Source organism: Paenibacillus monticola (assembly GCF_009664975.1).
GTDB classification, from domain to species: Bacteria; Bacillota; Bacilli; order Paenibacillales; family Paenibacillaceae; genus Paenibacillus_AQ; species Paenibacillus_AQ monticola.
Genome location: NZ_WJXB01000016.1, coordinates 1 through 21,109 on the forward strand (window position 1 = coordinate 1; position 21,109 = coordinate 21,109).

At 45.9% G+C, this 21,109-nt stretch carries 18 protein-coding genes and 3 pseudogenes; 18 read left to right on the forward strand and 3 right to left on the reverse strand.

The window, feature by feature from the left end:
• Both GJB61_RS27450 and arr read left to right on the forward strand, forming a co-directional pair.
• A partial coding sequence (locus tag GJB61_RS27450) for a transposase (protein ID WP_154122227.1) occupies positions 1-989 on the forward strand: 989 nt, incomplete at its 5' end.
• A gap of 253 nt (positions 990-1,242) precedes the next feature.
• Positions 1,243-1,659 carry an NAD(+)--rifampin ADP-ribosyltransferase gene (gene arr / locus GJB61_RS27455; protein ID WP_154122228.1) on the forward strand — a complete coding sequence of 139 codons (417 nt, stop codon included), beginning with the start codon at positions 1,243-1,245 and terminating at the stop codon, positions 1,657-1,659.
• A 309-nt stretch (positions 1,660-1,968) separates the two neighbouring features.
• Here the strand turns inward: arr and GJB61_RS27460 are convergent, their stop codons facing one another.
• The gene (locus GJB61_RS27460) at positions 1,969-3,090 is read right to left on the reverse strand and encodes an NADH-dependent flavin oxidoreductase (RefSeq protein WP_154122229.1); all 1,122 of its coding nucleotides are present in this window, start codon (positions 3,088-3,090) and stop codon (positions 1,969-1,971) included.
• 169 nt (positions 3,091-3,259) lie between these two features.
• Between GJB61_RS27460 and GJB61_RS27465 the strand changes: the two genes are divergently transcribed.
• Positions 3,260-3,682 (forward strand): MerR family transcriptional regulator, encoded by a 423-nt coding sequence (locus GJB61_RS27465; protein WP_154122230.1) that lies wholly within the window; start codon positions 3,260-3,262, stop codon positions 3,680-3,682.
• A gap of 378 nt (positions 3,683-4,060) precedes the next feature.
• Here the strand turns inward: GJB61_RS27465 and GJB61_RS27470 are convergent.
• Positions 4,061-5,328: pseudogene (locus tag GJB61_RS27470) on the reverse strand (IS110 family RNA-guided transposase).
• A 225-nt stretch (positions 5,329-5,553) separates the two neighbouring features.
• Between GJB61_RS27470 and GJB61_RS27475 the strand changes: the two are divergent.
• The 6 genes and pseudogenes from GJB61_RS27475 (at position 5,554) to GJB61_RS27495 (ending at position 8,766) form a co-directional block, all read left to right on the forward strand.
• Positions 5,554-5,733 carry a response regulator gene (locus tag GJB61_RS27475; RefSeq protein WP_154122231.1) on the forward strand — a complete coding sequence of 60 codons (180 nt, stop codon included), beginning with the start codon at positions 5,554-5,556 and terminating at the stop codon, positions 5,731-5,733.
• Positions 5,718-5,947 (forward strand): annotated as a pseudogene (locus GJB61_RS27480) (response regulator); the annotation flags it as partial. The gene GJB61_RS27475 and the pseudogene GJB61_RS27480, both read left to right, overlap by 16 nt.
• Before the next feature lie 22 nt (positions 5,948-5,969).
• Positions 5,970-6,907: pseudogene (locus tag GJB61_RS27485) on the forward strand (VanZ family protein).
• Positions 6,908-7,082: 175 nt separating this feature from the next.
• The gene (locus tag GJB61_RS32000) at positions 7,083-7,595 is read left to right on the forward strand and encodes a hypothetical protein (RefSeq protein WP_229522481.1); all 513 of its coding nucleotides are present in this window, start codon (positions 7,083-7,085) and stop codon (positions 7,593-7,595) included.
• A 110-nt stretch (positions 7,596-7,705) separates the two neighbouring features.
• A complete protein-coding gene (locus GJB61_RS32005) occupies positions 7,706-8,260 on the forward strand; it encodes a hypothetical protein (RefSeq protein ID WP_229522482.1) in 555 nt (184 codons plus the stop codon).
• A gap of 62 nt (positions 8,261-8,322) precedes the next feature.
• Complete coding sequence (locus GJB61_RS27495) at positions 8,323-8,766, forward strand: hypothetical protein (protein WP_154122232.1); 444 nt, start codon at positions 8,323-8,325, stop codon at positions 8,764-8,766.
• A gap of 500 nt (positions 8,767-9,266) precedes the next feature.
• Here the strand turns inward: GJB61_RS27495 and GJB61_RS27500 are convergent, their stop codons facing one another.
• Entirely contained in the window at positions 9,267-10,445 is a 1,179-nt protein-coding gene (locus tag GJB61_RS27500) for an MFS transporter (RefSeq protein ID WP_154122233.1), read from the reverse strand.
• A 142-nt stretch (positions 10,446-10,587) separates the two neighbouring features.
• On the opposite strand from GJB61_RS27500, the gene GJB61_RS27505 reads away from it, so the two are divergent.
• The 9 genes from GJB61_RS27505 to GJB61_RS27540 all read left to right on the forward strand — a co-directional run bounded on the left by GJB61_RS27505 (position 10,588) and on the right by GJB61_RS27540 (position 21,001).
• Positions 10,588-11,199 carry a TetR/AcrR family transcriptional regulator gene (locus GJB61_RS27505; protein WP_154122234.1) on the forward strand — a complete coding sequence of 204 codons (612 nt, stop codon included), beginning with the start codon at positions 10,588-10,590 and terminating at the stop codon, positions 11,197-11,199.
• A gap of 313 nt (positions 11,200-11,512) precedes the next feature.
• Positions 11,513-11,926, forward strand: a complete 414-nt coding sequence (locus tag GJB61_RS31375) for a hypothetical protein (protein ID WP_195724495.1) — start codon at positions 11,513-11,515, stop codon at positions 11,924-11,926.
• 165 nt (positions 11,927-12,091) lie between these two features.
• A complete protein-coding gene (locus GJB61_RS27510; protein ID WP_154122235.1) occupies positions 12,092-13,111 on the forward strand; it encodes a response regulator in 1,020 nt (339 codons plus the stop codon).
• Entirely contained in the window at positions 13,108-14,919 is a 1,812-nt protein-coding gene (locus GJB61_RS27515; RefSeq protein ID WP_154122236.1) for a sensor histidine kinase, read from the forward strand. The genes GJB61_RS27510 and GJB61_RS27515 overlap by 4 nt, the downstream gene beginning before the upstream one ends.
• Positions 14,920-15,089: 170 nt before the next feature.
• Complete coding sequence (locus GJB61_RS27520; RefSeq protein WP_195724496.1) at positions 15,090-16,406, forward strand: ABC transporter substrate-binding protein; 1,317 nt, start codon at positions 15,090-15,092, stop codon at positions 16,404-16,406.
• Positions 16,407-16,468: 62 nt separating this feature from the next.
• On the forward strand, positions 16,469-17,353 hold the full coding sequence (locus GJB61_RS27525) for a carbohydrate ABC transporter permease (RefSeq protein ID WP_154122238.1): 885 nt from the start codon (positions 16,469-16,471) through the stop codon (positions 17,351-17,353).
• Positions 17,350-18,174 (forward strand): carbohydrate ABC transporter permease, encoded by an 825-nt coding sequence (locus GJB61_RS27530; RefSeq protein ID WP_154122239.1) that lies wholly within the window; start codon positions 17,350-17,352, stop codon positions 18,172-18,174. Before GJB61_RS27525 ends, GJB61_RS27530 begins: the two co-directional genes overlap by 4 nt.
• Positions 18,175-18,216: 42 nt before the next feature.
• The gene (locus GJB61_RS27535; protein WP_154122240.1) at positions 18,217-19,443 is read left to right on the forward strand and encodes a glycoside hydrolase family 130 protein; all 1,227 of its coding nucleotides are present in this window, start codon (positions 18,217-18,219) and stop codon (positions 19,441-19,443) included.
• Positions 19,436-21,001 carry an FAD-dependent oxidoreductase gene (locus GJB61_RS27540; protein WP_154122241.1) on the forward strand — a complete coding sequence of 522 codons (1,566 nt, stop codon included), beginning with the start codon at positions 19,436-19,438 and terminating at the stop codon, positions 20,999-21,001. Before GJB61_RS27535 ends, GJB61_RS27540 begins: the two co-directional genes overlap by 8 nt.
• Positions 21,002-21,109: the final 108 nt, after the last annotated feature.

The window sequence follows — 21,109 nt, forward strand, 5'->3', positions numbered from 1 at the left end:
CTGAACTCGGCGAAGGAACCGAATGGACCGGCGAGAAGTTAGAAACCGCCATTCAAAAGCTGGAAGCTCGGCTCCAGGAGAAACCGAAAGATAAACCACTGAAGAAAGCGGTACGTCAGCTCCGTAAGGATCTGCTTCCGCGCCTGAGAAAGTACGAACAGTATCAGAAAACGCTGGGGAGTCGAAACAGCTTCAGCAAGACCGATTCGGACGCCACCTTCATGCGAATGAAGGAAGATCACATGCGAAATGGCCAGCTTAAACCGGGATACAATGTACAGATCGGGACGGAAAATCAGTTTATCTTAGCCTACAGTGTTCATCAAAGACCTACAGATACACGGTGTCTGGAACCTCATTTTGAGAAGGTGAAACGGATACTGGGAAGACTGCCTGAAACGGTCATCGCCGATGCAGGGTATGGAAGCGAAGAAAATTACGCCTATTTAGAAAAAGAAAACGTCCAAGCCGTTGTCAAATATAACAGCTACCACAAAGAGAAAAGTAAGGCCTGGGAAACCCAGGTGGGGAAAATCGAAAACTGGAGCTACGACGAGGAGCAAGATGCGTGGACCTGTAAGGCTGGACGAACGCTTCATTTTCGCTACGAGAGCAAAGAAAGAACGGAAAGTGGATACGAAATTCGTAAACGCCATTACCGAAGTATCGGTTGTGAAGACTGTCCTCTGAAATCCAGCTGTACGAAGGCGGCGGGAAACCGGGAAGTCACCGTCAGTATGGAGGCCCTGCGTTACCGAAATCGGGCAAGGGAGCTACTGCGAAGCGAGGAAGGATATGCGCTTGCGGTTCGAAGAATGACGGAACCGGAAAGTGTGTTTGGCCAACTGAAGAACAACCGGGGATTCCGGCGTTTCCTGCTTCGAGGGTTGTCAAAAGTGACGCTCGAAGTCGGGTGGCTTTCGCTTGCCCATAACCTGCTAAAGCAGGCCACTACAGATCAAAAACGAAAACAAGCCAGTCTCCAATAACCCGGAGACTGGCTCGTTTTTTTACTTTTAAGGTTTTGAAGTGTCAAAAGACTGCCTCATACGTGAAAAATATCTTCTTTTGGGACAGCCTCCGTTCACTCAAAACTTCGCTATAAAAAATAGTCGACTACCAAACCTCTTACTCTCTACTTACATTATAACCCCATCTGAGAATTATTTATAGACTACTTTTTGACCCACCATAGCCTTATACTGTTATTCGAAAGACTAAAACTAAAAGGGGTGTGCCTATATGAATGACAAAAAAAACATCTTAGATCCAGGTCCGTTCTTTCATGGTACTAAAGCAGAATTGAAAATCGGAGACTTGCTTGAACCATTGTATTTTTCCAATTATCAGGATAAAAAATCTAATCATATATATTTTACTGCAACATTAGACGCTGCTAAATGGGGTGCTGAATTAGCAAAATCTAAATCAAAAGAGAGAATTTATATTGTAGAGCCAGTAGGTGATTTCGAAAATGATCCGAACTTAACTGATAAAAGATTTCCTGGAAACCCAACACGTTCATATAGGTCTAAATCTCCTTTGAAAATAATAGCTGAATTAAGTTCATGGGAAAGACATTCCGATGAAGAAATAAATCATATGCTTATATCTTTAAAAAAACTAAGTGAAGAAGGAAAGAATATAATATATGATTGAATCTTGCATTATTAAGTCTCCCACCAAACGCCAGATAAAAGCCAGATAAAAACTGAAGTATTGAACTAACGGGCAGTTTAATGCAACAATATTCTTGAGCAGAATCCTTTGATTCAGGTTATTTAACGACCCCGATTTACAATGCCTTAAAGATCGATCGAATCATACGCGGTATGTGCGTCCGCAACAGCAACAATTACTCTACCGAACTACGGATGGACGAAGTACCTTAGAATTAACAAAAGAAACTCGAAGTTTCATAAAAGACTTGGGTTCCTCGTCAATCTGAGTAGCTTTTAGGACTACTTTTTATTTGCTAATATTAAACCAACCAGGCATTGATTGAATTACATTCGAAAGTTTTTCTGGAATATTAAGCTGGTCGAGTTTCGAAACGTTCAACTCAGAATCCACCTCGGCTTCACGTCCATTTGCGACCTTTTCAACCCAATTAGGATCTATAATTAACGCATGCCCAATGGCGACTAGCGGCAATCCTAATTCCACAGCTTTAAGAGCATCATCCGGTGTTATTATGGAACCAGCAGCCATCACAGGTACCTTACCATTTGCTCTTTCAAGAATTAATTCAAGCCGTGTTTTTTCATCTTGACTATCTACTGGCTTTGAAGACACATTATCTAATGAAGCATGTATATAATCTAAATCCTGTTCAACAAGGATATCAATTAATTCATACGTGTCTTTCATACGTAATCCGTCCACTTTGGAGGATTCTTCAGGGGAAAGTCGGAATCCTATAATGAATGGTTTTATAGCATGTTTTTCAATGACATTTTTGATTTCGTCAATAATCGCCAATGGAAAGCGCAAGCGATTTTCAAGTGATCCTCCCCATTGGTCCGTCCGTTGATTTGTCGCTGGCGACCAAAAATTCTGAATTAAAAATCCATGAGCCCCATGAATTTCGACGCCATCAAATCCGGCTTCAATCGCTCGTCTTGTTGTGTCGCCAAAAGCACGTATAATCGATAAGATCTCCTCATGTGAAAGCTCTCTTGTCTCTGCAGTTGAACCTAAATTAGTAACTTCGGGTTGCAATGCACTCGCACTAACTGCATCCAATCCGGACAAGGCTTTATTTCCAGCATGAAAAATCTGTAGTATCGCAGGAGATCCTCCACTTTTCGCTGCCTCAGCTAATTTTCGTAAACTTGTAGTAAATTCATCGTTGTACCCAGCGAATTCATTCGTAAAACCCTGCCCATTAGGTGTAACATGAGTACACCCTGTAATGACGAATCCTACTCCATTCACTCTTTGTTTGTAATACTTTAATTCGTCATCCGAAATGGTAAGATCGTCATTACTTGACCAGGTTGTCATAGGTGCCATAACGATTCTATTCTTAATTGTTATTCCACTTCTGAATGTGAAGGATTCAAATAACCTACTGTATTTTTGATTCATTTCATTAACCTCGCTATCATATTTTCTTTTCTATTTCAGTGTACTTGGTTACCGTTACAGTAAGTCAAGGATTTATTTTTATATGATTACATATAGAATTGTTGTGTTGTCATTCTCTTTATGATATATATTTAGTTACAGTAACTGTAACTAAAGGTGGGGCAAGTAGATGTTGTATTCAATGACATATGTAGTGGAGAATTTAAATGTATCTGCAAAGACACTTCGATTTTATGAAGAGCAAGGGATATTACCAAATATATCTCGTGACGAAAAAGGCCGTAGAGTTTATAACGAACAACAAATAGATTGGATTTCTTTTATTCGTTGTCTCAAAGAGACAGGAATGCCTCTTTCGAAAATAAAGGATTACAAGGAACTTTATGAATTGGGAAATAATACATTTTTGCAAAGAGAAGAAATGTTGATGCAGCATAAATTGGAAGTGCAGAAGAAAATTGACGAAAGTTTTAAACACTTAGAAGAAATAAATTATAAAATCGCCATGTATGAACTTCAGAAAGAAGAGGTTATGAAAAACCCCAACCATAAATTTAAATGTCACGGTTTGGAGGTTAAGATAGTGAATTAATGTACTTACGCTCCCTTGAAATGATTCAGTATCCTCACTCTAGCTCATGAATTCGCAGGATTTCACCCTGTGGTAAGTGTAAGGGAAGAGCACATGGTGGAGGCGGTGGCTGGGGGATATCAGAAAGGGCATGCGGGAACAGAGGTGAGGTGTTCATCACCTATATTATTCCATACATGCACGTCTCCACTCTCCCCTAGCGATTATCGCTCCCATGTCTCAACGGGTCAAAGCCCTTTCATTCCTTCGTCACATCTTACTAAGGGGTGGAGGTCGGTCTTTCTAACGGAATGGGTCCGAGCCCTTTTGCGTAACGCCTCCCGATACTCCGTGCTTCTTTCATCCTGCGAATACATGAACTGGTGAAGTCGACAGGTGTTATGCGGCTTGTGGAAAGACTTTTATGGAGTCGTAAGCTTCACTGCTCTTAGCCAGGCCAACAAGCATTCGGGCAACTTTACCGCATAATTTCATAATGGACTTCATCTTCTTTAACTTCTTTACCTCGACGTTATGGTGGTGTAAGGCCCTGACGTCCGGATTGGTCATTACCATGCACATCGTCATTAAATAGAGAAAGTGTCGCAGACGTGGACGGCCTCGTTTGCTGAGCACCATTTTTCCACGCCACTTCCCCGAACTTGCTTCAGCTAGATTTAGGCCAGCACGTCGTAGCAAGGCATTTCCGTGTGCATAGCCGCTCAGATCACCGGCTTCGCCTAGTATGCCAGCTAAGCTCGTTGCATTAATGCCTCGGATTTGAAGCAGCTTCTGCGCGTAGGGAATACGTTCGAGGATGAGATGGAGTTCAGTCTCAATCTGTTCCAGCTGGCGCTGTGCTAAGTCATATTCCTCAAGTAGTTGGCCCAGATGAAGCTTGTAAGCGTGGAGCGCCTGAGTTGCACCCACACTGCATTTAGCTAGCATAATGAGTTGCTCAGCTCGTTTAACTCCGGAATGACGCTTTACGTATTGCTTCCAGCCGGTAAGGACCTGTTCAGTCGTTAGTCGACTAATTTCGTTCGGTAGAGGGAAGAGCCTAAGTGTAGCGATGGCACTGTTGCAGGTAAGAATCTTAAAGACCTGTCGCAACTCGGGGAACACAATATCTACCCAACGATGAATCTGGTTAACAGCACTGTTGAGCCGTTTGGTGACGGTGCCCCGGTTTGACATGAGAATTCGCAGTTCCTCGTAGGCTTCTGGATTAAAACGTACAGGAGAGTAGTATCCATTCTTAATCATATCTGCAATAACAAGCGCGTCCTTACGATCGCTTTTGGATGGGGTATTGTCGCGATTTTCCTTGTTCTTTTTAACGAGGTGTGGATTCACGAGAACAGCCTCAATGCCTTGGTCTGAGAGCCAGCGAGCCAGGCTCAGCCCCAGTAATGTCCGGTGGGTTCCATACCCACAATGATTTTGCTCAGCTTGTAAGACTTAAGCAGATCTTGAATCCAGCGTCCGAACAGGCGAAAGCCCTCGTCATGGCTGCCGAACTCGAGCGGCGATCCCAAAGCAATTCCCCGGTAGCTTACTGCACGAGCGACATGTGCTTCTTGTGCTATATCTACGCCGACTACAAGATGGGATGAGGAAATGTTTTCAATGAGTTGATTTTGCTTTTCTTGAGCTTTAAACTTCATAGTAGAGCGACCTCCTATATGGTGAGATTAAAAGGGCTGTAGACCCGTATCCAACTCCCATGTTACAGAGGCGCTCGTTTTTGTTCAAACTCCAAATTATTCAGTTTACAGGAATTCTAACAGGCAAGAACATGCGGAATCCAGTTATACTAGGTGATTAAACAATAAGCTATATTTTCGAAATATAAACGTAAGCAAGCCACAAGTTGGAAAGTGAGGGTCCTCATGGATTTTCCAGTCAACATCCTGCTCGTAGACGATCACCCCGAAAACTTGCTTGCCATAGAGGCAGCTCTCAGCGGAGCGCCTTATCGTCTTTTTCGGGCATATTCCGGGATTGAGGCTAAATTTACCCATGAAGGCAGTATATACATAATGGTTAACAAGCTGTCACAATTGTCCTAATGGATATCATGATGCCGGGCATGGACGGCTACGAGACGACCCGCGCGATCTGGCTCAAGCCGGAATTCAAGAACCTCCCCATCTTGCACTCACGGCGAAGGCCATGAAGGGAGACCGGGAGCTGTGTCTTGAAGCAGGCTGCTCGGATTACATTACCAAACCGGTCAACAGTGCGCAGCTGTTATCGATGATGCGTACCTGGCTGGACAAGTAAGAGGATATAAGGAGAGTTAATGATGTCAAAACAACGTAAGATTATTTTGACCATAACCGTATTCTATACCATTTTGATTCTTTATTTTCTGTTTTTCGCCTTCGGGCGATCAGATGCCGCAGAGCGAGCGAGTGACTACACCTTCATTTTTTTACCGGAAAATTTCTTGAAGCTGCCGTCGATATCCGATCTCCTGCCTCCTACCCTCATGGATTTGGTAGCGTTCGGTAACACCTTGGCCTTCATTCCTTTCGGAATATTGGTTCCATTGTTATACCGGATCACCTTTGTCCGATTCATTACATTGTTCTTTCTGGCGATTCTCCTGATGGAAACCATACAGGCGCTTTCGTTTCTCGGCAGCTTCGATATTAACGACGCCCTTCAAAACACAGTTGGCGCAGCCATCGGTTTTGGGGCGTACAAGCTCGGTGCTCGTTCAAAAAACGGCTGGCGCAAAGTGGTAACCACCGCCATTTCCTGTCTGGTTCTTTTTTTAGGGGTATGGGGATTGGGCGGGCTTGCAGATAAAGCGTTAACCAAAGAAGAAGGTCCCTTTGTGGCGATAAAAGAATTGATAGACAGCTCCGGAAATGCATCAGCGGGCAACCAAACGACTGAAATGATCATCAGCGATCAAAACGTAAAACCCCGCTATAACATGTATGACGCTGAAGGGAAAAAATGGAAACCTTCACGTTTAAGACTAGGGACGAACTCATCTTCTCCATAAATTTCGGAATTCCAGAACAAACGGATTATTCCGGAAGGATTCGCCTTTCTGTCGATGGACAAGAGATATTGAACAGCTCCGGAGAAGAACAACGGAGTGACCCGGAGCTGTTCCCTGCGAAGTTTGAGATGCCTGACGAGGCGGGGAGCGAGCTTAAGATCACTATTGAGGGCGACGAGAAAATGTGGGATGTCGGGTATAGGAAAATGCAATATTTTTGGAATTAAGCCAACAGCCATAGGATTCAATTAACGGAAAGGTGTGACTTCCGTGATTCGGGATCTCTCGCTGAATAGCCGCTGCTACGAGACACTGATTCACTTCTTCCGTTCGTCCGGCTGGTCCACCTTCTCGCTTCGGCAGAGGTGGCTTCAGGTCGTGCGCCAGCATGCGCCTTTGCTGGTGATTCAGAATCGCGTGGTCCTCGTCGGCGATGGCATGAAACAAGCCAAGGAAGGTCGCCGCATGTCAGGGGTCAAGAAGCTTCATCAGGAATCCGAAAATGTCTCCAAAGGTGACTATATCTTTGGTCATTTGTTCGGTGCCATCGGCATTCTAGTCGGCGATTCCCGGAAGTGGTTCTGCTTGTCCTTGTTCATGAATCTACAAGACGGTGTCCAAACCATTCTGGGCTGGAAGAAGTCCAGAGGCGAAGCGCAGACGCCTTCCCATGTCGTTCAGATGATTGAGCAGGGCTTCGAGGCTGCGAAAGGTTTCGGTCAGGCACTGCTGCTTCTGGATCGGTACTTTTTGTCCGTTCCAGCCTTGGAGCGGCTGAATGCGTGCCACCTCGCTTCCGAAACCCGCATGCACCTGGTGACGAAAGCCAAATCGAACGTAGTCGCTTACGAACGGCCCCGGCGAAGAAGCCGGGACGGGGCCAACCGCCGAAAAAAGGGCATGCGGTCAAACTGAAGGAGCTGTTCGCGACTCGCGCTGCCGATTTTCAAACCACCACCCTTCCGCTGTATGGCAAAGAAGAGACGATTCAATTCCTGTGCCTGGATCTGCTTTGGGGCCAGGGCTTGTATCAGGAATTGCGCTTTGTGCTGGTGGTGCATGAGGGCCGCTGCTCCATTATGGTCAGTACGGATTTGAGTCTGGCAGCCACCGACATCATCCGATTGTACAGTTATCGTTTCAAGATCGAGTGCACGTTTCGGGAAATGAAACAGGTCACTCACGCCTTCGGCTACCGTTTCTGGAGCAAGTCCATGCCGAAGCTGAACCGGTTTTTGAGAAAAGAGGAAGCGCACCCGCTCGAAGCCGTAACGAACGAGCAAGACCGGCAGCGCATCCAGAAAACGATCCAAGCGATCGAGGGATTCGTCATGTGCCAGTGCATTGCGATGGGACTCCTACAACTTGTCGCCTTGCAGTTTTCAGGCCGAACCTCGGGGCTGTTTTTCCGCTATCTGCGAACGCCCTCCCATGCCGTGGTCTCAGAGGCCAGCGTTGCCGCCTATTTACGCAAGTCTATTTTTCGCCTGTTTGTTCAAAGTCCACATTTATCCATAACAAAAATAATTAAATCCAAGCAGGAAAACGCTGATGCAGAACACGATTCGCTGGTTTCTTAGCGCTGTAGAACTTTTGACTGTCCAGACAATATGTTAGTACCAAGAAAATAAGGGGTGAATAAATGAAGAAGATTTGGGTAAATAACTTGTTTATTTATTTGGGATTCTTAGTAATCGTGATCTTAGTTTTTATATTCGGGTTAAAATATCAACATCATTTACAGGTAGAAGCACTCACGACGTATCAAACTAAAACTAGTGTTGTCTTTTCTGTTCTTTTTCCAATCTTCTTTGGATTATTACTCGGTTTGATAAGATTCTTTGAATTACTTCGGAAGGCTGGAGAATGGAAAATAAATTGGATTAAACTCTGTATATTCGGCTTACCTGCACTCTATGTCTCCTTATCTCCACTATTATTTTGGTCTGGTTTATCTATTTCTTATTATGATTTACCTTTGGGCTACCTTTTGGTCACTTCGGGAACAACAGCTCATACAATTAGCGGTCTGATATTCGGTTTTTTATTATTATACGTACTCGAAAGGGAAATTAATGAAAGATAGGAATCGCAATTTCTGTTTTTTACTTAAGCGAAGCGGGTATTAGCGTAGTGAAATTAGACATCTTCAACTCACGGGCAGTGTAGTTTAGTATGGGGTAATAAATGTTATATACCACATTCTAAGAGGTTTAGAGTGGGCAAACAAAAGTGCCCATTTCCCGGCTTCATACACGAGTATTCATATAATTGAGTATCAAGTTGGAAAATGGGTAGTCACATTTGAAAACCATGCTGAACAACTGACATACGCAAATTGATCGATGCACTGCCGCGATCGTGCAAGAACAATTCGCAATCGATAGCATACGGGCGGCAATGTGGACAGCGCCGTTTTCCCGATTCTGCGGGAACATTTCAACGATGCAAAGATTAGCGAGTTGTGTGTATGGATCTGTTTTACCATCGCAACGCAATGGTTTGGTGCCGCCATCTGACTTGAACCGGAGAACGATTAGATAAGATGAGCTTAAGATTGATACTATGATTGATTAGACAGATTACTTAACGGCTCTGGTATGGACGAAATCCATGCCTTTTAGCACGTAAGGCAACAAACAGAGCAAGAAGCAAGAGAAGCAGGAGTGCCCAAGGAAAGGATGTGGTACCCCATTGATTCAGAAGGACTCCTCCCAATATCCCGCCGCTAGCGATAGCCAAATTCCAAACCGTTGTATTGATTGGCATCACGATATCCACACCTTGCTTCCCCGCAGCCTGGGCAAGTGCTGTCTGCAACAATGTTGCCGCACCACCGAATGTCAGCCCCCACAGCGCAACAGAAATGAAGATAATAGTACCATGCTCACTCCAAAGTCCCAGTACAAGAGAAATCAGAGCAAATCCGGTAAGACTGATGAGAACCAACGGACGCAACCAACGATCAATGAAAATCCCAATCACCCAGATTCCCACCAGTGCCATAATTCCAAAAACAAGCAGAATCTGTCCAAGATAGGGTTCAAGCCCCATATCATCCAGGAAAGGAGCGATATAGGTGTACAAAATATTATGAGCCAGCATCCAAGCAAGAACCACAACCAGGATAGGAATCACCCCTGGTGTGAGTAAAACTTTGAATACTGAAATGCGTTTATCAGCCGACTGTCCCGGATAATCAGGTACTTTCCAGAGCACCCAGAAAATTAGCAAGAACGCCAGCAATGACATCAACCAGAACACCGAGCGCCAGCCCATAAAGGTACCTATCAGCGTACCGGCAGGAACTCCAAGGGATAAGGCAATGGGTGTTCCAATCATGGCTACAGCCATGCCCCTTCCTTTTAGATGATCAGGCACCATACGTAGAGCATAACTGGCAATTAAGCCCCATAAAACACCAGCAGCTACTCCGGCAAAGAAACGAGCGACAAGTGTTAGCACATAGTTCGATGAGAGAGCTGTAATGGTATTGAAGACAAGAAAACCGATAATCGATAGAAGCAAAAGAGGACGGCGCCGCCACCCCCCAGTTAGTACTGCCACGGGTATGGCGGCAACCAGCGAACCAATGGCGTACAATGTGACAAGTTGCCCTGCCAAAGCTTCCGATACCTGCAGCCCTTCTTTGATTTGCGGCAACAACCCCGCGGGAAGGGTTTCGGTCATAATTGCAATAAAACCAGCCATAGCCAAGGCTAATAATCCCAACCACGGAAAACGATTAGAAGATAAATCAGACATCTGTGAGCCTCCTTTTAGGCAGATATAAGAAAGTTGATCGAATTATGGATCGATCATTCCTTATGTTATTCGAACTTTCACACCTTGTCAATAACTTCTGGATCGATTAGTATATAATTAAGAAAACAAGGGGGAATCTCTTATGGCAAGAACTAGACGTCCGCGCATTTTCGATCGGGATGAAGCACTATTACAGGCGATGATGCTCTTTTGGGAACAAGGATACGAAGCAACCTCGTTGCTTCAACTTCGAGCGGACATGGGTAATATTTCAGCAGCCAGTTTCTATGCGGCCTTTGAGTCAAAGGAAGCCCTGTTTAAAGAAGCTGTTGAACAATATATGGGTACTTTTGGACGTGTCACAGAAAGTCTTGCGGATCTCACGCTTACTCCTCGGGAAGCAATTGAAACAACTTTAAGACGTACCGCAAAAATGCAAACGGATAGCGACCATCCGAATGGCTGTTTGATTGTGCTGTCAGCCAGCACATGCTCTTCCAAAAACAATCATATTCGTGAAATTGTTGCTGAAAAAAGAAAGCAGATTCGTAGCCATCTGCATGATTGCATCCAGCGTGCCATAGATGTTGGTGAAATTCCTTCATCCATAGATGTCTCAATGTTGACTACCGTCTTTGATACCTTTATGCATGGCATATCTACACAAGCCCGGGACGGAGTCCCTTTTGCAACGATAGATCGCGCCATCACGGAAGTAATGGGCATCTGGGAGCTTTTTAAACATTCAGCCTGACCGCTCGTGCTTTTAAAGCGATAGAAAAGCCAAAATAGGCACTCGGGACTAATCCCATAACGTGAGACAAATCAAAACACCTTTAAGAGGGTTCTTCCCTGTCGTAAGATAGGGAGATAATCTTGGAGGTGTTTTTGTGTTGGCAACCAGAGTGGGCTACTCGGTAGAAGTGAAGTTGAAGGCCATAGAAATGAGATTGGCAGGCGTTCCGGTGAGAGACTATGGGGCAGTTGTCCGCAGAAAATAAAGTCTTAGACTGACGAAGCGGCATTAAACTAACGGAGAACGTTAGATGAATAGTTACCTTTAAAAGTTGGGTGAAAAAATGCAGTATTTTTTAGGTGTTGTTCCTCCAAATGAGTACAAAGAACAAATAATCAGATTTCAAAATCGTTGGTCTAGTAATCGTATAGTGGATATGGAAGATGAAATCTGTTTTTGGATAGCGAACGGGGAAGGGCATTGTACGAACGGGCAGTTTAGCGTAACAAATCCAATTGTTGGAGATCTAATAAATTCTGAAGTAGTACAACACTTTATTAATAGCAACGGAAACACTGTCGCAATTGTCGTGACCACATTTGTGAGAGTGGTTTTTTTTGATGAGGTTACCGCTGAACATGCGTTCAAGAAAAAATCGGATGACAATAATCGAGAGTTTCATAATAAACTACCAGTTGTGTGTGACAGGTTTCAAATAATTCACAAGAAAAATAATGCTAAGTAGGTTATTTATTATTCATCGATGCTAAACTACGGAACCCCAAGAATTCATTATTAGTTGATGGACTATGATCATTAAAGCGCAATATTGAGGAGGTTTCTGTAAAATAGAGTGTTTAGAATGGTGTTATACTAAGACAATATCTATAGTTGAAGGGACGGATTACGGGTGTTTCAAGTACTGGTAGCAGAAGACGAACTCTGGATTCGCAAAATGATCATAGACATCATAGAGAAAACGGATGGATTTCAGGTAGTCGGTGAAGCCCGTAATGGCCAGGAAGCCTGGGATATGCTTCAGGAATTATGGCCCACCCTAGTCGTGACTGACATTATGATGCCTAACCGAGATGGGCTATGGCTGGTCGAACAAATTGCGGAGAAGAAGCTCCCCATGGAAACGATCATTATTAGCGGGTATGATAAGTTCCAATATGCACAGCAGGCGATGAAGCATCAGGTATCGGAGTATTTGCTTAAACCGCTCAAAGAGCAGGAGCTGAGAGATGCTATGCAGCGCTTGTATGCAAGACTTGAGGATAATGGTAAATGGCATACTTATTTAGTGAAGGTACAGTCGTTCCTAGAGGAGCTTGCCGCAAAAGAAAAGCCGACGGATATTCACGACCAGCTTGATAAGCTGCTGCATTCTGTCTTGGAGCTTCGTGATACCCATCCTGCTTATTACACGGCGTTATTACGGCTCCTGCATACGAAATGGTCCGAGCGGCTAGGCAGTATTCCCAACGGGACAGGTCAGCTTTTCTATCCTAAGGATGTCTTGTCGGTCGAACAGATCCGGACATCTTTCGAAGAACTACTAAGGAGTTCACTGCAGACTCAATCAAACGACAGTTACCAGTTGGATAAAAAAGTGATAAGGGAAATATGCGCGTACCTCGAGCAGCATTATCGGAAAAATGTTTCGCTGACCGAAATGGCCGAACGTTGCCATATGAGCGTCTCGCATTTCTGTAGTGTCTTTAAGAGGCAGACTGGGATGACGCTGATTAATTACGTAAATAAAACCCGTATGGATAAGGTAAGGCAGCTACTTCTTGAGCCGGATCTTAAAATCTATGATATTGCCGATCTTGTGGGCTATACGACAATGTCTTATTTCAATCGGATTTTCAAAGAGATGGAAGGTATATCGCCCAACGAGTACCGGAAGGCAAGAGGGATATGAGCATACGTAATCGGCTATCATGGTATAACTACTCCATAAAATTCAAGCTTACGTTCCTGCTGCTCGTCAGCAGTATTATGTGTACGTTTGTGACAGGTTATCTCATTAATCATAACTACAGTACAGCCGTCCTTCGTGATTATCAGGCGACTTCCAATGAAGCGACAAGTCGGTTGGGCTACCAGTTGGATTATTATTTGGAGCAGGTCGAGCATTCTACCTGGAATATGATCGGAGATTCAAAAATTCAGAGCTGGCTGGAGCAACCCGGAGAGTCAAATCGGGAGAGTGTGGCCGAAGTCCAGAATACGCTTGAAATGTACCGGATTTTCAATTCTTGGGATATTGCCGGACTTTGGGTAGTATCCACAAACGGGCAGATTGTATCAAGCGTTACAGATTTCGAAATTCCAAAGGCCCAATATACGAATACTTCCCCCCAAGTATCGATTGTGCGGCAGACAGGGTTTTATCGTAACGAGACATTTCCGCTAATTAGGATATCAATGCCTATTAACAGCGTTAACAATGGGCGGTTAAAAGGGCATTTAGTGCTGAACCTGCAGTTTTCTGAACTGCAACGGTTATTTACCGAGACAAAGCTGGGACAGACGGGGAAGTTTTATGTTATTGATAGTCAAAAGGACACTACGGTCTTCCATCCAATCCAGGCATGGATTGGCAGGTCAATTCAGGATACTGATTTGTCCGGTATGGATCTGCAATTCAAGGGCAATGTCTCGCTGCAGACGCTTGGACATAAGAGCATGCTGATTGGAACAAAGGAAATGCCCAGTCAAAGCTGGACCATTGTTTCGGCAGTTCCGCTTAGCGAGATGGCATCTGGACTTAGGGTGGCAAAAAGGACAACCGTCGTTATAATGGCGGTTATTTTACTGTTAGTGCTTCTGCTTGTTCCAGCCTTAGCGAAACGGTTCGTCGCACCAATCGGTAGGCTGATGACGGCAGTTAACCGGATGGAGCACGGCGATTTGAGCGTAAGGACGGAATTTCATCCGGGACCGGATGAAATCCAAGTTCTGAGCATGAAGTTCAACCGGATGACCGACCGGCTTCAGACGCTTATTGATGAAGTCATGGATTTAACAAAGAAGGAAATGCGGCTACAAATCAGACAGAATGAAGCGGCGATTCAGGCGCTGCAGAATCAGATCAATCCGCATTTTCTGTACAATACCCTCGATATTATTAAAAGTATCGCGTACTTCGAAGGAAATCAACGGGTCGTTGATATGACTCATAGCCTTGCGGATTTCTACCGGTATACCGCCAATGTCCGCGAGAAGGAAGTGACACTTGCTGAGGAACTCAACGCGTTGGAGCTGTATTTAAACATTATTCATATCCGATTTCCTGTTGAGTTTGCAAGCGAGGTGCTGGTGAACGAGAAATATAACGGCTGCCGGATGGTGAAGCTTACGCTTCAGCCGCTTGTCGAGAATGCGATCAAATATGCGATAGAGCCACGGGGGGGCGAAGGCGTCATCCGAATCAGCGCCTATAGCGAGAAAGAAAAACTGATTATCGAAGTAATGGATAATGGCCCAGGTATTCCGGAGCATATGCTTCATACGCTGCAGGAGCGCTTGGCAAGAGTAGTCGCGGATCCGGATAGTTATCGGGGCGAAGATTCGTATGGACTTGTTAACGTACATTCCCGCTTATATCTACAATACGGCGAAGGCAACGGACTAAAGCTGCATGCCTTTGAAGGCAGAGGAACAGTTGTGACAATTGTGGTTCCGTTAACGCACAATAAAGGGTTTAACTCTAAGCTGCTGGCTTAGGGTTAAACCCTTTTGTCGTCCTATTAGGCTGCGAATCTAATGTATATATAGATTTTGAGAAAGAGAAGAAAATTGAATCATATTGCAGAAGATTGAGAATTCAAGCAAAAGCCTGCTTTTGGTACTATTGGAGATGCAGCAACGACAGATTAGAGAAAAGGGGAATGAAGATGAAGAGGAAAAAATTAGCCTTTCTAGTATTAACGGCAGCGATCTCCTCGGCCGTATTGTCCGCCTGTGGTTCCAATAGCGCAAATAACGAGAACCAGGCGAACAATGCCAATAATGCGGCAGCACCGGCAACGAAAGATTCAGATAAGCAGGTCGAGCTTCGCATTATTAACTGGCGAGTAGAGGATAAAGCCTTCTTCGATCAGTTCAATGCCAAATTCGAGCAGGATAATCCGAATATCAAAATCAATTATGATGCCACGCCTACCAAAAGCTATCAGCAGCTCAAAAACTCCCGTATTGCTGCGAACGAAGTCGATATCGTCGCGGGAGATTACAAGACGATGAACTCGGCTGACCAGCGCGAACTGTGGATGGATCTGACGGGTCAAAGCTTCCTTAACAACTTTATGGAGGATGCCCTGCAGAACCTGAACTACGACGGTAAACAATATGGCCTGCCTTGGAACAAGGTCAGCCTTGTTGCTTACTATAATAAGAAGATTTTCAGCGATCTTGGCCTGCAAGAGCCAAAGACCTGGACGGAATTCACAGCACTGCTGGACAAGATTAAAACAGCCGGCATTGATCCGATACTGGTTGGTGGCAAGGATGGATGGCCAATACAGCAGATCATTCATACGCTGGAGCCGTCTATTGTTCGCGGCGCCAAGCCGGACTTTTATGGCAAAGACAATGCCAATGTGATGGCTCTTACGAGCAAGTTTACCGATCCGGAATGGGTGGAAGTGCTCACGAAGTTCCAGACCATCAGCAAATACTTCCAGAAAAACTCCCTTGGTATGGCTTATGGACAAGCTCCGGGTCTGTTCGCCCAAGGCAAAGCTGCGATGACTATCGACGGGACATTCAGCTTGACGCAAATCAACGACGCTAAGCCAAACTTCGAAGTAGGCGCATTTATCGTTCCTGCAACGGACGATGAAGCGAAGAATAAAATTGGTTATGCCAAAATCGGCGGTGTATGGTTCATTGCAGACAAATCTCCTAACAAAGAGGCTGCACTGAAGTACCTTGAAGCATTTAGCCAAAAAGAAAACTATCAGCTGTACGTTGATACCGTTAACCAATTCCCGGTTATGGAGGGCATCACGATGAAAGATCCGCTTGCTCAAAAGCTTAACGATCAATTATCAACTAAGAATGCCGTTGACCAGTTCACCAATATTCAAAATCCGGGCTCTACGTATCAGTTGGATTTGTTAATCAAAATTGCAACAGGCGATATAGAACCGGAAGATGCAGCCAAGCAGTGGCAGAAGGATTACGAAGAAAGCAAGCCTAACTGGAAGTAGAAAGATAGGGTTCAGGTCCCGCGAGGAATGCGGGACCTGAACCGTTCGAAAGGAGTGGGAAGATGGTTAAGACGTATCGCTCGTGGGCACCTTGGATGGCTATATTGCCGGCTTTAATTCTGTTTTTTGTCTTCAAGATTTATCCTTCAATCGGCACTCTCTATTTCTCAATGACGGATTTTAACGGCAACATTGACCATTTCAGCTGGATTGGTCTGAAAAACTACAAAAACGCACTTACGATTAATCTTGACGAGCTGATGAATGCTATTGGCATATCGTTTACATTTTCTTTTTTTACCACGGTAATCCAGAACGTTCTGGGCGTGGTATTAGCCGTGCTAGTTAACTTGAAAATTCGCGGTAAAAACGCCTACCGTTCGATTCTGTTTATGCCCAATGTGCTTGGGGTAGTTATCATCGGCTTGGTATGGACGCTGATCTTTGATCCGTATTCGGGGCCAATGAATCAAATCCTGGGTCTGTTTGGTACCAGTTCGAGTATGCTCGGCGATTCGAGGCTGGCGCTGCCCCTTGTTATATTCGTTCAGGTATGGACTTCGGTCGGTTATGCGATGGTGTTGTACCTTGCCGGTCTTCAAGGGATCTCGCAGGATATTTATGAAGCGGGAAACGTGGACGGTGCAGTCGGTTGGAAGTCGTTCCGCTATATTACGTTACCACTGTTGCAACCGATTATCGGCATTAATATTTTGCTTAGTATTATCGGAAGCCTCCGTGTGTTTGATCTGATTATGATTCTGACAAATGGCGGTCCAGAGAATTCTACAATGACTTTAGGCATGTTTGTGTTCAAGACCATCTTTGACTCTAACGGTACGCAGGGTTATGCCTCGGCTCTTGGTATTATTCATTTTCTTGTTATTGCTATTGTGGTTGTTATTGTACAGACCTATATGCGCAGACGGGAGGAAAAGCTCTCATGAACCAAACGGCAAAGCTCCCTTATGCACTTGTGCATGTCATTCTGATTGTGTTCAGTCTGCTTATGCTGCTGCCTATCTTAATGATCCTAAATATCGCGTTAAAGACCAATACTGAATTTCTGAATTCACCTCTGGCGATCGCAAGATCCTTGAACTTTGACAATTTCGCCGAAGCATGGAAACAGGGCGATATGATCATTAACTTTAAGAACAGCTTGATTTATACGGCCTGCTCCACGGTACTGACCTGTGTCGCTGCGTCGGTGGCTGCCTATCCGATTTCCCGTAAGCATATTCGGGGTACAGGCTTCCTGCTCGGGCTGATTGGCATTACGTTATTCCTTCCAGACGGTATTGTTCCGCTGCTCTTCTTCATGAAATACACTTCGTTATTGAATACATATGTCGGTTATATTCTGCTGAGCTCCGGCATTAATATGGCGTTGATGGTGTTCATCTTGGTTGGCTTCGTCAAAAATATTCCGGCTGAGCTTGACGAAGCGGCAGCCCTAGATGGCTGTGGCTACTTCCGCTATATTCTGACTATAATCATGCCGTTGCTCAAGCCGGCGATAACGACAGTTGCCATGCTCAAGATTATTAACGTATGGAATGATTTTATCAATCCGTATTTGTATTTGACCGACAAGGAGAAACGTCCTTTGACCTCAGGCCTGTACCTGTTCGTAGGGGAATTCTCGACTGACTGGACCATTCTTGCGGCGGGGATTATTATCGTCGTCACTCCGCTTGTTCTAGTCTACCTGTTCCTGCAGAAATATATTATTAGCGGGGTAAGCAGCGGAGCGTTGAAGGGCTAGTCAAACAAAAGCAACTACCGATTATGAAAGTGAGGTTCATCTATGATTCCACAATTTAGATATACGCCGGGTCCCGCACTCGTCCCTCAGCCTAATAGCGACTGGGCCAGTAAAATGGTGCTTAATCCAGCTATTGTCCAAGATCCTGATGGATCAAGACTGCATATGCTTTTCCGCGCCACCGGTCCATGGCCGAAGGAGCGGAAGGAAGGCTTATATGATCCGTACCCGATCTTCCTTGGCTATGCCTACAGTGATGATTTAGGGGAGACCTGGACGGCGGACTTCAGCCGGCCTGCTCTGATTCCTGCCCTGAAGCAGGCCGAAGACGAGATCTACATTACAGATATTCACGGGGAGCAAGTCCGCAATTACGCGAACGGATGTATCGAGGATCCGCGTATTTTCACGATTGAAGACGAGCTGTATGTGTCCGCTGCGTGCCGAATGTTCCCGCCGGGTCCCTATTGGATGGCGGACCAGGATCCCCCTATTGAGACGCGGTATGACTACATTCCTTCCTGGGTGCATGAACAGGAAACTCCGTTCCATGAGACGGCCCGCACGAATAATACGGTGACTGTGCTGTTTAAGCTGAACCTAGACAAGCTGAAAGCGGGTCAATATGAGGAAGCTTTTACTTATGTCTGTCCGTTGACGGATGGCAGTCGCAGTGATAACCGTGACGTGTTCCTGTTCCCTCACCGTATGCTGATTGACGGCAAGCAGCAGTATGTCATGCTGCATCGTCCGATGACGCCGGGGGCTTTCCCGGCTGGAGATACGGTTGCGACGCCGTCCATTTATATTGCGGCAGCCGAGCGGCTGGAGGAACTGGTATCGGAAAAGGCTGTTCATCGGTTACTGGCGACAAGTGTGCTGGATTGGGAAGCCAACCGCATAGGAGCTAGCTGGCCGCCGATTGCTATTAACAAGGATGAGTGGCTTATCTCGTATCATGGCAAGAAGGATACCGTGTTTGGCTATACGCAGTCATTTATGATCGCGCGCCACGTATCGGGTTCATTCCCGGAAATCATTCATCGCTGCTCGGACCGTCTCATGTATGCGCAGCAGGAGTGGGAGCTGCCGACGGATTATCCGACGCCTTGTCTCTTTACAACGGGAGGCATCGTAGTTGGAGACGAGCTTATTATGGCTTATGGTGCTGCGGATCAGAAGGTCGGAATTTCATGGGTAAACCTGGACTCGTTAATCGGTTATGTCAAAGGCTTCGATGCGAAAGGGGAGCGGTGCTCTCATGTATAACATTGTCGTCTACGGAGCTACAAGCGCCGGTGTTGCGGCGGCCGTTCAGGCTGCCCGCCTTGGCCGGAAGGTTCTGCTAATTGCCAATACGGAACATATTGGGGGAATGACTAGCTCCGGACTTGGAGCGACGGATATCAATAACCGTAAAGGCATTGGCGGAATTGCGCGCGAGTTCTATGGGAACGTCTACCGGTACTATGCGGAAGAAGCGAATTGGACCAGACAAACACCTGACGCCTACGATGGGCTGCTGGGTACCCGGTTCTGGCTTGGCCGTGATGAAGAGCTGAAGATCCGCTGGATGTTCGAACCCAAGGTGGCGAGCGTAATTTACGAGAACATGCTGGGCGAAGCGGGAGTGGAGATTGTCCGGAATGAACGTCTTGCTCTTGGAGCGGCAGATGCAGTGGTGAAGAAGAACGGATGGATTATCAGCATCAGGATGGAAAGCGGTAAGGTGTACGAGGCGGATTTCTTCATGGATACCGGTTATGAAGGGGATATGATGGCTCTTGCTGGTGTCTCGTATGTAACAGGCAGGGAAGTGAACTCCCTGTATGGCGAGCTGACGAACGGCGTCTTTGATAACGGTCCGCTGGAAGGCGGAGGGATTAGCCCGTATTTGGTAAGTAATGACCCGGACAGCGGTCTGCTGCCTTATGTACTGGCGGAATGCCCCGGGAAGAATGGGGAAGCGGATCACCGTGTGCAGGCATATTGCTATCGCTTCACGCTAAGCTCCGATCCGGCTAATCAGCTGCCGATTGAGAAACCGGCAGATTATAATCCAATGCGCCATGAACTGCTCGCCCGTCGTTTTGAAGTGAACCCCAGTTTAACGTTGGACGATATCCTGACGCTCACCCCGATTCCGAACCGGAAAACGGATACGAATCATGTTGATTTTGTCGGTGCGAACTATTCGTATGCAGACGGGGATTACCAGACCAGAGAGAGAATTGAAGCAGAGCACCGGGCTTTTACCCTCGGTACCCTATGGTTCCTTGCGAATGATAAACGGGTTCCCGAGAAGGTCCGTCAAAATATGCAGCAATGGGGCCTAGCAGCTGATGAATTCCTTGATAACAGAGGATTTCCTGTACAAATTTATGTCCGGGAAGGGCGGCGGTTGGTTAGCGACTACGTGATGACTGAGCTGTCTGTGAAGCAGCGCACTGCTCCACAGTCTGTGGGACTTGGAACCTATTATTTCGACTCGCATTATGTGTCCCATTATGCACAAGACGGGCAGGTCTATCTTGAGGGTACATTCTGGGAGGACGACGAGCTGCTCTATCCGGTTAGCTATCAGTCGATCCGCCCGAGACGGGAAGAATGCTCCAATCTGCTCTTGCCGGTTACGCTGTCATCCTCACATGCTGCATATGGATCGATTCGGATGGAGCCGGTCTATATGGTGCTTGGCCAATCGGCTGCCATTGCGGCATCGCTATGTCTGGAGCTGGGAGTAACGGTTCAGGATTTGCCGTATGAGGTGCTTCGTGCGAGGTTGCTGGATGCCGGACAGATTTTGGATGCCGAGCCGTTACTGTAACGATCATGCAGGAGGAGCTTCTTCCTGCAATTCTTTTGAAGGGAGGTGTCGGATCATCAGGGGGATTTAAGGGGATTTATTTCGCATTTCAAATCTAGAGGGAGGTTT

Excerpts from the sequence above, each read along its gene's own strand:
- arr (WP_154122228.1), top strand. The coding sequence starts at position 1,243 with ATGAATGACAAAAAAAACATCTTAGATCCAGGTCCGTTCTTTCATGGT.
- GJB61_RS27460 (WP_154122229.1), bottom strand. The coding sequence starts at position 3,090 with ATGAATCAAAAATACAGTAGGTTATTTGAATCCTTCACATTCAGAAGT.
- GJB61_RS27465 (WP_154122230.1), top strand. The coding sequence starts at position 3,260 with ATGTTGTATTCAATGACATATGTAGTGGAGAATTTAAATGTATCTGCA.
- GJB61_RS27475 (WP_154122231.1), top strand. The coding sequence starts at position 5,554 with ATGGATTTTCCAGTCAACATCCTGCTCGTAGACGATCACCCCGAAAAC.
- GJB61_RS27495 (WP_154122232.1), top strand. The coding sequence starts at position 8,323 with ATGAAGAAGATTTGGGTAAATAACTTGTTTATTTATTTGGGATTCTTA.
- GJB61_RS27500 (WP_154122233.1), bottom strand. The coding sequence starts at position 10,445 with ATGTCTGATTTATCTTCTAATCGTTTTCCGTGGTTGGGATTATTAGCC.
- GJB61_RS27505 (WP_154122234.1), top strand. The coding sequence starts at position 10,588 with ATGGCAAGAACTAGACGTCCGCGCATTTTCGATCGGGATGAAGCACTA.
- GJB61_RS27515 (WP_154122236.1), top strand. The coding sequence starts at position 13,108 with ATGAGCATACGTAATCGGCTATCATGGTATAACTACTCCATAAAATTC.
- GJB61_RS27520 (WP_195724496.1), top strand. The coding sequence starts at position 15,090 with ATGAAGAGGAAAAAATTAGCCTTTCTAGTATTAACGGCAGCGATCTCC.
- GJB61_RS27525 (WP_154122238.1), top strand. The coding sequence starts at position 16,469 with ATGGTTAAGACGTATCGCTCGTGGGCACCTTGGATGGCTATATTGCCG.
- GJB61_RS27530 (WP_154122239.1), top strand. The coding sequence starts at position 17,350 with ATGAACCAAACGGCAAAGCTCCCTTATGCACTTGTGCATGTCATTCTG.
- GJB61_RS27535 (WP_154122240.1), top strand. The coding sequence starts at position 18,217 with ATGATTCCACAATTTAGATATACGCCGGGTCCCGCACTCGTCCCTCAG.
- GJB61_RS27540 (WP_154122241.1), top strand. The coding sequence starts at position 19,436 with ATGTATAACATTGTCGTCTACGGAGCTACAAGCGCCGGTGTTGCGGCG.